The sequence below is a fragment of the Macrococcoides bohemicum genome, assembly GCF_003259675.1.
Lineage (GTDB): Bacteria > Bacillota > Bacilli > Staphylococcales > Staphylococcaceae > Macrococcoides > Macrococcoides bohemicum.
Genome location: NZ_PZJG01000011.1, coordinates 1 through 12,935, shown reverse-complemented (window position 1 = coordinate 12,935; position 12,935 = coordinate 1). Strand labels below are relative to the sequence as shown.

The window sequence follows — 12,935 nt, the reverse complement described above, 5'->3', positions numbered from 1 at the left end:
TGTATGAATAAAATAACAGTTGTAGGTCTAGGGAACTATGGTCTGGATGAGTTACCTTTTGGAATTTATCGCTTTTTAAATAAGGCAGACAAAGTTTATGTGAGAACAATGCATCACCCAGTTGTTGAAGATTTAGAAGAGATTGAATGGATTAGCTTTGATGAAGTATATGAAGAAAATGATGATTTCAGCAATGTCTATGAAGAAATTGTAAGTCGCCTGAAAATGCTGGCTGAAACTGATGATGTTATCTATGCAGTGCCCGGTCATCCGATGGTTGCAGAATCAACAACTGAGTTATTGGTTGCAGATAACACTTTAAATATTGAAATATTAGGCGGAAAAAGTTTTATCGATGACCTGTTCCAGGCAGTGCAGTTTGATCCAAACAATGGCTTTCAGATGCTTGACGGAACGCTGCTTGATGCATCATCAATTAATCCTAGAAATGGCCTCATAGTAACGCAAGTGTATGATCAGTTAATCGCAAGTGATGTAAAAGTTTCATTGTTAGAATTATACCCTTCTGAACATAATGTTGCTATCGTTACAGGTGCACGCGGAGAAGATGCAGATGTAATATGGCGACCTTTGTATGAAATGGATCATGATTTTGCGTTATCCAATTTAACGTCACTTTTTGTACCGCCATTGAATGATGAGCAATTATCAGGTGACTTTGAATATTTCACAGCAGTGATGGATACGCTTGTAGGAGAAAATGGATGTCCATGGGATAAAGAACAAACGCATCAGAGTTTAAAACGATATTTATTAGAGGAAACATATGAATTGTTTGAAGCAATTGATAATGATGATATTGATAACATCATCGAAGAGTTAGGCGATATATTATTACAAGTGGTATTTCATAGTGCCATTGCAAAAAAAGATTACATGTTCGATGCGAGAGAAGTAGTAAAGAGCATTACCGATAAAATGATTCGTCGTCACCCGCATGTGTTTGGAGATGAATCAATATCAACCGTAGATGAATTACATGATGTCTGGAAAGATGCTAAAGCGAAAGAAGGAAAACAAGAACGTACTGTGAAAAGAGAGAAAATTTTTGCAGATATATTCTTAAAGTTATATGATTTGAATAAAATTCAAAATGTATCTTTAAAAGATGCTTTGAAAGAAATTGAGGGTGGAATAGATGAGACTCGATAAATATTTAAAAGTATCACGTTTAATTAAACGTCGTACGTTAGCAAAAGAAGTGAGTGACCAAGGTAGAATTAAAATCAATGGTAATGTTGCGAAGGCTTCAAGCACTGTAGCTGTTGGTGATGAATTAGAAGTACGTTTAGGACAACGCATCATTACGGTTGAAGTCACAGACTTGAAAGAACATGCAACAAAAGATAATGCAAAAGGGATGTTTGAAGTAAAAAAAGAAGAAAAAATTGAACAGCCTTTTGAGTAGGAGTGTTACGTATGGCTAAAGAAGTACGTAAAATTGAAAATGAATACACGAAGGAACAGGCTCGCATTAATCGATTGAATCGTAAAAGTAGCAAGATTGTAAGGAAACGTATGACAGTTTTTGGGGGTATTCTTCTTGCTATCTTATTATTTTTAATGTTACTTCTCTTTATGCAAATGAATACAAATAGAGCTTTGAAGCAGGAACAAGCGAAACAAACTGTCGAACTGGAAAAACTTAAAGATAAAGAAATCGCACTGAAAGAACGTTTAAAACAGCTTAATAGTAAAGAATATATTGAAAAGATTGCGCGTAGTGAATATTTCTTGAGTAATGATGGAGAAGTAATCTTTAAGATTCCTGAAAAAGATAAAAAGGAAGATGGAACTGAATAAGTCAGACTTCACAGACAATTTGATTAATCAAGTTGTAAAAAGAGAAAATCAAGCATATAATGATATATTATGAAGAATTAATCGGGAGGATTTATTAAACTTATGGCAATTGAAGTTGGAAACAAATTAAAAGGTAAAGTTACAGGCGTTAAAAATTTCGGTGCATTCGTTGAGTTACCAGAAGGCAAAAGCGGACTAGTTCACATTAGTGAAGTTGCAGATAGTTACGTAGAAAATATTGCTGAACATTTAAAAGTTGGCGATGAAGTAGAAGTTAAAGTATTAACAATTGGTGATGATGGAAAGATTAGCCTTTCAATTAAAAAAGCAAAAGAACGCCCAAGAAAACCTGCACCGCCAAAAGTTGAGAAAAAGCCTGAAGACTTTGAAAAAAAATTATCAAATTTCTTAAAAGACAGTGAAGATCGACTAACTTCAATTAAACGTCAAACAGAGTCACGTCGTGGTGGAAGAGGATCAAAGCGTTAATACGTTTGTTTATCTAAATTAAGAGCTAGGGTCTGACCCTGAGCTCTTCTTTTGTTGAGGTGGTGAGATTTTGGAATGTTTATGGAATGAATATGACACCATAGCGGTTGCTGTTTCGGGTGGCGTCGATAGCATGGTATTGCTCGATAAGGTGAACGTATTAAACCATCATAAGAAGTTATATGTATTGCATGTTAATCATCAGTTACGTGACGTATCAGATGAAGAAGAAAAAATGATTCAAGCATATTGTAAGCAGCATAATATCGAATTAATTACTTATACGATTCCTAAAAACGCATTTAACCCGAACAAAAGTATCCAGCGTAAAGCACGAGATATTAGATACCATTTTTTCGAAACACAAATTAATATAAAGCATATTGACTGTTTATTAACAGCGCACCATAAAGATGATCAGCTCGAAACGATATTTTTTAGACTAATGACGAATCGATACCACTATCAACCGATAAATATTCAGCAAGTGGTTATACGTGATGGTTATCGACTAATGCGTCCTTTAATAAATGTGAGTAAAGCTGAATTAATAGAGTATGCACATGAATTTAATGTGCCATATATGACAGATGCATCGAATGCAGACAGCAAATATTTAAGAAACTTTATTCGTAATGATGTATTCAAAGTATTAGATGATTCTTCAATAGATAAGCATCAGTTATTGAATTTAGCTGATTATATGGAAGATGTAGATGATTTAATCGACTTACACGTTGAGCGTTATAAAATGGATATTGAAAATAATGCATTATCACGATATAAGTTGTCAGAAGAAAATCGATTAGTCATTCAAAAAGTACTGCTTACATTTATTCAGAGATATGTTGCACAATATACTGTAAGCTATAGTTTGTTAAACGAAATAATACGTGTACTTCAAAGTGAAGCGAAGCACGCTTCGTTTGACATCGCTCCAGGTTGGCATATTCAAATTGCATATGATAAATTGATAGTACGAAATAAAAATGAAAAGACTGATGACTATTTAGAAGTGGTTTCACCCGGGAAATATTACTTTAATGATTATAAAATAGAGATTAAAGATGAAATTGGCCCAATCACAATTCGAACAAGAAAAGATGGAGATGTCATCCGAATGAATGGTATGCATCAAAAAGTAGCACGAATTCTTAAAGATTTAAAAGTATCTGTCTATGACCGTCCGAAAGTACCGATCATTTGTGTTGAAGACGAAGTAATAGCGATTGGCCATTATAAATCTAACCATCACCCTTTCAATAATAAAATAACAATTACAAAGGAGAACTAAATCATGCATAATGATATTGAATCAATTGTATTAACAAAAGAACAGATTGAATCAGCTTGTGAGCGTCTTGGAAAAGAAATTACTGCTGATTATGAAGGTAAGCTACCTTTATGTGTCGGAATTTTAAAAGGATCTATTCTATTTATGGCCGACTTAATTAAACATATTGATACACATGTTGAAATGGAATTTATGGATGTTTCATCTTATCATGGCGGCACAGAATCAACAGGAGAAGTTAAAATTTTAAAAGATCTAGACGTTTCTGTTGAAGGGCGCGATATTATTATTATCGAAGATATTTTAGAAACTGGAACAACGCTTAATGCAATCGTTGATTTATTAAAATATCGCAAAGCGAATTCAATTGAAATCGTAACATTATTAGATAAGCCTACACGCCGCAAAGTAGATATTGAGGCAAAATATGTAGGTGAGAAGATTCCTGATGATTTCGTTGTAGGTTATGGGTTAGATTATCAGGAAAAATATCGTAATCTGCCATACATTGGATTATTAAAAGAAGAAGTTTATACTAAATAGTGAAGCATTGCACTGAAAAGAAAATAAAATTTGTAAAAATTGTGTAAGTTTAATTAGTAGATTGAACAACATTTATTATGTTAAAATCTTTGTTAGCTTTACAAATAGGTAGGAGGACAACGTGAATGCAAAAAGCCTTTCGTAGTATATTGATGGTAACACTAATAGGTATCGTCTTATTCGGTGTGTTTTCAATGATTAATGGCACGGGTTCGATGCCAAAACAGATGACATACACGAAGTTAATGTCTCAGCTGGAAAAAGGTAATGTTAAAGAAATGACGATCCAGCCTGGACAAGATGTATATTTAGTCAAGGGAACATTAAAAGGTGCTAAACCAAATGAAACATTTACATCAGTATTGATGTATAACAACCAAAAAGATTTAGATAAAATCACTAAAATTGCTGAAGAGCAAGATGGTGATTTGAAATTTGATATAAAGCCAGCTGATAAAGAAAATGTATTTTTAGGTATGTTAAGTACATTAATTCCATTATTATTATTAGCATTTGTCTTTATTTTCTTCCTATCTCAATCACAAGGCGGCGGTGGTGGTGGCCGTGTTATGAACTTCGGTAAGTCTAAAGCGAAGCTCTATGATGATAAAAAGAAAAAAGTGCGCTTTAAAGATGTAGCTGGAGCAGATGAAGAGAAAGCAGAATTAATTGAAATTGTAGATTTCTTAAAAGATAATCGTAAATTTGTGAAAATGGGCGCACGTATTCCTAAAGGTGTGCTTTTAGTAGGACCTCCAGGTACAGGTAAAACGTTAATCGCGCGTGCAGTTGCTGGTGAAGCGGGCGTGCCATTCTTCTCTATCAGTGGTTCTGACTTCGTTGAAATGTTCGTCGGTGTCGGTGCCAGTCGTGTACGTGACCTGTTCGAAAATGCTAAGAAAAATGCGCCATGTATCATTTTCATCGATGAGATTGATGCAGTAGGACGTCAGCGTGGTGCTGGTGTCGGTGGTGGGCACGATGAACGTGAACAAACATTGAACCAATTATTAGTTGAGATGGATGGTTTCGGTGAGAACGAAGGCATCATTATGATTGCTGCGACAAACAGACCTGATATTTTAGATCCAGCGTTATTACGTCCTGGACGTTTTGACCGTCAAATTCAAGTTGGAGCTCCGGATGTTAAAGGCCGTGAAGCAGTACTTAAAGTACATGCGCGTAATAAACCACTTGATGAAACAGTAGATTTAAAAGCTTTAAGTCAACGTACACCTGGTTTCTCTGGTGCAGACTTAGAGAACTTATTAAACGAAGCAGCGCTTGTCGCTGCACGTCAAGGTAAGGCGAAGATTGATATGCGTGATATTGATGAAGCAACAGACCGTGTTATTGCAGGCCCAGCGAAGAAATCACGTGTTATTTCTGAGAAAGAAAGAAATATCGTTGCATGGCATGAAGCGGGACATACAATTATCGGTTGTGTATTAGATGAAGCAGAAATGGTACATAAAGTTACAATCGTGCCACGTGGTCAAGCTGGTGGATATGCGATGATGTTACCGAAACAAGATCGTTATTTTATGACTAAACCTGAATTATTAGATAAGATTGTCGGATTATTAGGTGGACGTGTAGCAGAAGAAATCACATTCGGTGAAGTATCTACAGGTGCGCATAATGACTTCCAGCGTGCAACAGGTATTGCACGTAAGATGGTAACTGAATATGGTATGAGTGATAAGCTTGGACCATTACAATTCGGTCAAACGCAAGGAGAAGTATTCTTAGGTCGTGACATGGGTCATGAACCGAACTACTCAGATCAGATTGCGTATGAAATTGATCTTGAAGTTCAACGCATTATTAAAGAAAGTTATGCAAGATGTAAAGAAATCCTTCTTAAACATCAGGATAAACTTGATTTAATTGCGAAGACATTATTGACAGAAGAAACATTAGTAGCAAACCAAATCAATAGTTTATTCGTTGACGGTACTTTACCGGAAGTAAGCTATGATGATTCACATCTATATCACATGAAAGAAAAAGAAGTAGTTGTAGATAATACCGATGATTCTAGAGTGACAGTTAAAGATGTTGAAGGTAATGATTCAGAGGACGCAGGTTCTTCATACGAAGAAGTTAAGGAACAATTAAAAAATCCTGACGCGCCAATCGATGAATCGGAAAATGAACCAGAACCAAAAGTTGATAAATTAGACAAAGATAAATTCTAAAATTGAAGGCGGAGAAGAAGCGTTGCTTCGAATCCGCCTCTTTTTAAAAGGAGAAAAAGAATGACGAAAGATTATTTAGTAAGAGCATTAGCATTTAATGATGAAGTGCGTGCATTTAGTGTAAGAACAACAAATTTAGTCGAAACTGCAAGGGAAAAACATGATACGTGGCGTGTTGGTACTGCTGCGCTTGGTCGTACTTTGACAGTTGGTGCAATGATGGGTGCGATGCTTAAGAACGAAGAGAAATTAACGGTAACAATTAACGGTGGTGGGCCACTTGGTCAAATTGTTGTTGACGCAAATGCAAAAGGTGAAGTACGTGGTTATGTTCAAAATCCTCATGTACAGGTGGAATCGATTAGACCGGGAAAAATGGATGTTGGTGAAGCGGTAGGGCGCAGTGGTTATATTAATGTCGTTAAAGATATCGGTATGCGAGATTATTTTACTGGTTCAACAGAAATTCATAACGGAGAAATCGCAGAAGATTTTGCCTACTATTTTGCAACAAGTGAACAGGTACCGGCAGCAGTTGGCTTAGGCGTGTTGTGTACACCTGAAGAATTAACACAGGCAGCCGGTGGATTTATTATTCAGTTATTGCCATTTGCCAGCGAAGAAACGATTTCGTTTTTAGAAGAACGCATTAACAATATGGAACCCATCTCTAATCTGATTGATAAAGGGTTATCACCTGAACAAATTTTAGAAGAGATATTGGGTGAAGATAATATTCGTATTATCGATACGATGCCAATTGAGTTTAAGTGTAATTGTGGCAAAGAGAAATTCTTAACTGCAATCAAAGGACTCGGTGAAGCAGAAGTTGAATCCATGATAGAAGAAGATGGCGGCGCAGAAGTTGAATGTCATTTCTGTCGTGAGAAATATAATTTTACACCTGACGAGTTACGTAGCATCATCGCGTAAACGGATTATTTTTATTTAAATGTTAATTTTGATATACTTATTCCGATGAAAAAAGTAAGAATAATTTTACAATTTGGAGGAAAATATGATGTCATTAAGAGTGGAACGCGTTACTGATTTAATTGGAAATACGCCATTAGTGAAATTAAACAATGTTGTGCCTGAAGGTGCTGCAGATGTATATGTGAAATTAGAGTATCAAAACCCAGGTAGTTCAGTGAAAGATAGAATTGCTTTAGCGATGATCGAAGCTGCTGAAAAAGAAGGAATCATTAAACCAGGAGATAATATAGTAGAGCCGACTTCAGGTAACACAGGGATTGGTTTAGCGATGGTCGCAGCAGCAAAAGGTTACAAAGCTACTTTAGTGATGCCTGATACAATGAGTCAGGAGCGTCGTACATTGCTTAAAGCATACGGTGCAACGTTAGTGTTAACACCGGGTGTTGAAGGTATGAAAGGTGCGATTGCAAAAGCAAATGAACTAAAAGATGAGCACGGTTACTTTATGCCACAGCAATTCGAGAATATGTCGAATCCTGAAGTGCATAAATTAACGACGGGTCCTGAAATTGTTAAAGCGATGGAAGGATTATCAATTGATGCATTTATTTCAGGAGTTGGTACTGGTGGTACTTTATCAGGAGCCGGTGCAGTATTAAAAGCACACAATCCAGATGTTGAAATTATTGCAGTAGAACCAACTGATTCACCAGTATTAAGTGGTGGACAGCCAGGGCCGCATAAAATCCAGGGTATTGGTGCAGGATTTGTACCTAAAACGTTAAACGCTGAAATTTACACAGGCATTACGCAAGTTACAAATGAGGAAGCGATGGAGACAAGTCGTTTAGTAGCACGTGAAGAAGGAATATTAGCTGGTATTTCTTCTGGAGCAGCAATTAAAGCGGCAATAGATAAAGCGGTTGAATTAGGTAGTGGTAAGAATGTCGTAGCAATTTTACCAAGTAACGGAGAACGATATTTATCTACACCTTTATTTGCGAACCTTCAGGACTAATTCATATCAATATAGACTGAGACGAAAAGTCTCAGTCTTATTTTTATTATAGTAATTTTGTTATAATGAAATGAATATACTGTGGAGGTAAAAATGATGAAGCAGACATTAGTAATGGGAATTCTAAATGTAACACCTGATTCATTTTCTGATGGTGGGCAATATAACGCCGTTGATAACGCTGTAGCACGCGTGCATGAAATGATAGCGCAAGGTGCCGACATTATCGATATTGGCGGCTACTCAACGCGTCCTGGTTATAGTGAGATTTCTATAGAAGAAGAATTGAATCGTGTCGTACCGGTATTAAAGGCGCTTAAAGATGTCGATGCGCTTATTTCTGTCGATACTTTTAGAAGTGAAGTCGCAGAAGCAGCGCTTCAGCATGGTGCACATATCATCAATGATCAGTGGGCAGGAAAATATGATCCGAATATATTTGAAGTCGTAAAAAAATATAATGCCGAAATTATTTTAATGCATAATGCAAAAGAAGAAGTTGTTGGCGACATTATGGAACATATGGTGACAGATTTATGTACGCAGGCGAATAAAGCACAAGCGTGTGGCATTGAACGTGATAAAATATGGATTGATCCAGGTATCGGATTTGCGAAGTCACGCGAACAGGAAATCAAGGTGATGCATCGTTTAGATGAACTTGTTGCGCTGGATTATAAAGTGCTGCTTGCAACAAGTCGTAAACGTATGGTAAAAGAGCTGCTAGGTGGAGAAACAACACCGATTGAACGTGACGAAGGTACGCTGGCTACTACTGCAATCGGAATTAATGCAGGTGTCGATGCTGTTCGTGTTCATAATGTACAAATGAATGCGCGCTTTATTAAAGTGATGGATCAACTTAAAGGAGACTACAATGGATAAAATATTTTTAACGGGTATGCAGTTTTATGCATATCATGGTGTATTTGAAGCGGAGAACCAGATAGGGCAAATATTTATCGTTGATGTTGAGCTTGATGTAGATTTAAAAAAAGCGGGCGAAACTGATGACCTTGATCATACCGTAAACTATGGAATGGTTTATGAAGATATTAAGGCGGAAATGTCTATTCAGTCAAAATTATTAGAACATGTAGCCGAACGTATTGCAAAAATACTCTTCAGTCACTATAATCAGATAATGGCCTTAAAAGTCAAAATTACAAAAATGAATCCACCAATACCAGGTGTGTATGATGGTGTAGGTGTAGAAATTCATAGAACGAGGTAGTTATGACGACAGTATATTTAAGCTTTGGCAGTAATATGGGTGATAGAGAACGACAAATTAACGATGCTTTGAACTTGTTAAATACTCTTCCAGAGACAAAGGTGACGAAGATTTCAAGTCTTTACGAAACAGCGCCAGTAGGTGGTGTTGAGCAAGATGACTTTTTGAATGGTGTTGTCGCACTAGAAACCAATTTGTCACCGATAGAATTGTTAGACAATATTCAGGCAATTGAATTAAAGCTCAATCGTGTTCGCAAGATTCACTGGGGACCGAGAACAATCGATTTAGATATTGTATTGTTTGATGATTTAGTAATGGATAGTGAGCGATTAAAAGTACCACATCCATTTATGCATGAGAGAAGTTTTGTATTAATTCCTCTGAATGAAATTGCCTCGCAGGCAATTCATCCAGTATTAAATAAAAAGATAAGTGATATCGTAACTTTGGACCCGGATGTAAGAATTTATAAGTGAGGGTAAGTATATGTGGAAAATTGGAGATATTGAAATAAATAATAAAGTTGTGCTCGCACCGATGGCTGGTGTGTGTAATGCGGCGTTTAGATTAACAGTAAAAGAATTTGGTGCAGGTTTAGTATGCGCTGAAATGGTAAGTGATAAAGCGATTCTTTTCAATAATGAAAAAACGATGAAAATGCTTTATATTGATGAGAATGAAAGACCGTTATCGTTACAGATATTCGGTGGTGAAAAAGAAACGTTAGTCGAAGCGGCTAAATATGTTGATCAAAATACAACAGCAGATATTATCGATATTAATATGGGATGTCCTGTTTCAAAGATTATTAAATGTGAAGCAGGTGCAAGATGGTTGCTTGACCCACCTAAAATTTATGAAATGGTGTCAGCAGTTGTTGAAGCAGTAAACAAACCAGTTACTGTAAAGATGCGTATTGGTTGGGATGATGAACATATTTATGCTGTAGAAAATGCAAAGATGATTGAGAAAGCTGGCGCATCAGCAATCGCGGTGCATGGTAGAACACGTGTTCAAATGTATGAAGGACATGCGGACTGGGATGTTATTCGCCAAGTAAAAGAAGCCGTAAGTATTCCTGTTATCGGTAATGGTGATGTAACAAGCCCTGAACTTGCGAAGAAGATGCTTGATGAAACTGGTGTTGATGCGGTAATGATTGGCCGTGAAGCATTAGGAAATCCATGGATGATCTATCGTACAGTGCATTATCTGGAAACTGGTGAATTAATGCCTGAGCCGCATATTTCAGAGAAGATGAAAGTTGCAACGCTTCATCTAGACCGTTTAATTGAATTAAAGGGTGAAAAAGTAGCTGTAATGGAAATGCGTAAACATGCATCATGGTATTTAAAAGGAATTCGTGGTAATGGTAAAGCACGTAAGTTAATCAATCAAGCTGAGACACGCGACGAATTAGTTGATATACTTAAATCATTCGAAACATATGTTATTGAAGCAGAGAAAAATGAAGAATCTAAAATCGCAGAAGGAGTGTAATGAAATGACAGAAGAATTAAACGACCAAATGTTGGTACGTCGTCAAAAAATGCAAGATTTATTAGACCAGGGGATCGATCCATTTGGTCAAAAATTTGTGAGAACAGCAACTTCTGCTTCGTTAAAAGCAGATTGGGATGCTTTTTCTAAAGAAGAATTACATGATAAAGAAGAAGAATCAAAAGTATCTTTCGCTGGACGTATCATGACAAAACGCGGTAAAGGTAAAGCGGGATTTGCTCACGTTAAAGATTTAGATGGACAAATTCAAATCTATGTTCGTAAAGATGCGGTTGGTGACGAACAGTTCGAATTATGGAACAATGCTGATCTAGGCGATATCGTTGGTATTGAGGGTGTGATGTTCAAAACGAACACTGGAGAACTTTCTGTTAAAGCCAAGTCGTTTACACTATTATCAAAAGCACTTCGTCCATTACCGGATAAATTCCACGGATTACAGGACGTTGAGCAACGTTATCGTCAACGTTATTTAGACTTAATCACAAGTGAAGAATCTACACAAACTTTCATTACGCGTAGTAAAATCATTCAGGAGATGCGTAGTTACTTAAATGCGAAAGGTTTCTTAGAAGTAGAAACACCTATGATGCATACTATCGCTGGTGGTGCTGCTGCACGTCCGTTCGTTACACACCATAATGCATTAGATATGGAACTTTATATGCGTATTGCAATCGAATTACACTTAAAACGTTTAATTGTTGGTGGATTAGAAAAAGTATATGAAATCGGCCGCGTATTCCGTAATGAAGGTATTTCAACACGACATAATCCTGAGTTTACGATGATTGAATTATACGAAGCATATGCAGACTATAACGATATTATGGATTTAACAGAAGAAATGGTAGCACATATTGCTGAAAAAGTTACAGGTTCTACAACCGTTGATTATGCAGGCGAACAAATTAACTTAGCACCAAAATGGCGTAGATGGCATATGGTTGATGCTGTTAAAGAATACACAGGTGTTGATTTCTATGAAGTGAAAACTGACGAAGAAGCACATAGTCTTGCTAAAGAACACGGTGTTGAAGTTAAACCGAATATGAAATACGGTCACATCTTAAATGAATTCTTCGAACAAAAAGTAGAAGAAAACTTAGTACAGCCTACATTTATTTATGGACATCCAGTGGAAGTATCTCCACTTGCTAAACAAAATCCAAAAGATCCACGCTTTACAGATCGTTTTGAATTATTTATCGTACGTCGTGAGCATGCAAATGCATTTACAGAATTAAACGATCCAATCGATCAAAAACAACGTTTCTTAGCACAAATGGAAGAAAAAGCTGCAGGTAACGATGAAGCACATGAGATGGATGAAGATTACATCGAAGCATTAGAATACGGCATGCCGCCAACAGGTGGATTAGGAATTGGTATTGACCGTTTAGTGATGTTGCTGACAAACAGTGCATCTATTCGTGACGTATTATTATTCCCTTATATGAGACATAAATAATCGAATCATACTTAAAGACTCTAAATCCTTATTTATCAAGGATTTAGAGTCTTTTTTATTCTGTAAAAATTATCAGAATTTACTTTCTTTTAAAAAATAGAAAAAAATAAAGAAAAAGCGTTGACTTTACAATTCAAATTACGTATTATTAAAAAGTCGCTTACAACGAGTGGCATATTAAGAAAGTTAATCAATTGTAAAGTTCATGAACGCAGTGTAAAATTTACTATTGAAATAATCTTCGAAGCTGTTATACTTATATAAGTATTGAAAATTTGTCTGGTGACGATGGCAGAGAGGTCACACCTGTTCCCATACCGAACACAGAAGTTAAGCTCTCTAGCGCCGATGGTAGTTGGTCTTACGATCCGCGAGAGTAGGACGTTGCCGGGCAATATATA

The 12,935-nt window shown here is 36.4% G+C and carries 14 protein-coding genes and 1 rRNA gene; all 15 read left to right on the top strand.

The features are described from left to right. Positions 1-3: 3 nt before the first annotated feature. The 15 genes from BHX94_RS12085 to rrf all read left to right on the top strand — a co-directional run bounded on the left by BHX94_RS12085 (position 4) and on the right by rrf (position 12,927). The gene (locus BHX94_RS12085; RefSeq protein ID WP_111747003.1) at positions 4-1,173 is read left to right on the top strand and encodes a MazG family protein; all 1,170 of its coding nucleotides are present in this window, start codon (positions 4-6) and stop codon (positions 1,171-1,173) included. Further along, positions 1,160-1,429, top strand: a complete 270-nt coding sequence (locus tag BHX94_RS12080) for an RNA-binding S4 domain-containing protein (RefSeq protein WP_096077830.1) — start codon at positions 1,160-1,162, stop codon at positions 1,427-1,429. Before BHX94_RS12085 ends, BHX94_RS12080 begins: the two co-directional genes overlap by 14 nt. A gap of 11 nt (positions 1,430-1,440) precedes the next feature. Further along, positions 1,441-1,824: an FtsB family cell division protein gene (locus tag BHX94_RS12075; protein ID WP_111747002.1), complete on the top strand. Its 384-nt coding sequence runs from the start codon at positions 1,441-1,443 to the stop codon at positions 1,822-1,824. A 102-nt stretch (positions 1,825-1,926) separates the two neighbouring features. Continuing rightward, on the top strand, positions 1,927-2,313 hold the full coding sequence (locus tag BHX94_RS12070) for a S1 domain-containing RNA-binding protein (protein ID WP_096077832.1): 387 nt from the start codon (positions 1,927-1,929) through the stop codon (positions 2,311-2,313). A gap of 70 nt (positions 2,314-2,383) precedes the next feature. Further along, the gene (tilS, locus tag BHX94_RS12065; RefSeq protein ID WP_111747000.1) at positions 2,384-3,607 is read left to right on the top strand and encodes a tRNA lysidine(34) synthetase TilS; all 1,224 of its coding nucleotides are present in this window, start codon (positions 2,384-2,386) and stop codon (positions 3,605-3,607) included. A gap of 3 nt (positions 3,608-3,610) precedes the next feature. After that, a complete protein-coding gene (gene hpt, locus BHX94_RS12060; protein WP_111746998.1) occupies positions 3,611-4,150 on the top strand; it encodes a hypoxanthine phosphoribosyltransferase in 540 nt (179 codons plus the stop codon). A gap of 125 nt (positions 4,151-4,275) precedes the next feature. Beyond that, positions 4,276-6,351, top strand: coding sequence for an ATP-dependent zinc metalloprotease FtsH (gene ftsH, locus BHX94_RS12055; protein ID WP_111746996.1), 2,076 nt, complete (start codon positions 4,276-4,278; stop codon positions 6,349-6,351). A 60-nt stretch (positions 6,352-6,411) separates the two neighbouring features. After that, positions 6,412-7,284 carry an Hsp33 family molecular chaperone HslO gene (gene hslO / locus BHX94_RS12050; protein WP_096077836.1) on the top strand — a complete coding sequence of 291 codons (873 nt, stop codon included), beginning with the start codon at positions 6,412-6,414 and terminating at the stop codon, positions 7,282-7,284. A gap of 85 nt (positions 7,285-7,369) precedes the next feature. Further along, positions 7,370-8,305, top strand: a complete 936-nt coding sequence (gene cysK, locus BHX94_RS12045) for a cysteine synthase A (RefSeq protein WP_379875294.1) — start codon at positions 7,370-7,372, stop codon at positions 8,303-8,305. A gap of 96 nt (positions 8,306-8,401) precedes the next feature. Continuing rightward, positions 8,402-9,190, top strand: a complete 789-nt coding sequence (folP, locus tag BHX94_RS12040; protein WP_111747040.1) for a dihydropteroate synthase — start codon at positions 8,402-8,404, stop codon at positions 9,188-9,190. Then, entirely contained in the window at positions 9,183-9,539 is a 357-nt protein-coding gene (folB, locus tag BHX94_RS12035; protein WP_111746992.1) for a dihydroneopterin aldolase, read from the top strand. The genes folP and folB overlap by 8 nt, the downstream gene beginning before the upstream one ends. Positions 9,540-9,541: 2 nt before the next feature. Next, positions 9,542-10,018: a 2-amino-4-hydroxy-6-hydroxymethyldihydropteridine diphosphokinase gene (gene folK, locus BHX94_RS12030; RefSeq protein ID WP_111746990.1), complete on the top strand. Its 477-nt coding sequence runs from the start codon at positions 9,542-9,544 to the stop codon at positions 10,016-10,018. A gap of 10 nt (positions 10,019-10,028) precedes the next feature. Next, positions 10,029-11,042, top strand: a complete 1,014-nt coding sequence (gene dusB, locus BHX94_RS12025; protein ID WP_111746988.1) for a tRNA dihydrouridine synthase DusB — start codon at positions 10,029-10,031, stop codon at positions 11,040-11,042. A 4-nt stretch (positions 11,043-11,046) separates the two neighbouring features. After that, positions 11,047-12,534 carry a lysine--tRNA ligase gene (gene lysS, locus BHX94_RS12020; RefSeq protein WP_111746986.1) on the top strand — a complete coding sequence of 496 codons (1,488 nt, stop codon included), beginning with the start codon at positions 11,047-11,049 and terminating at the stop codon, positions 12,532-12,534. Positions 12,535-12,812: 278 nt separating this feature from the next. Continuing rightward, positions 12,813-12,927, top strand: a 5S ribosomal RNA gene (rrf, locus tag BHX94_RS12015). The last annotated feature ends 8 nt before the right edge of the window (positions 12,928-12,935 follow it).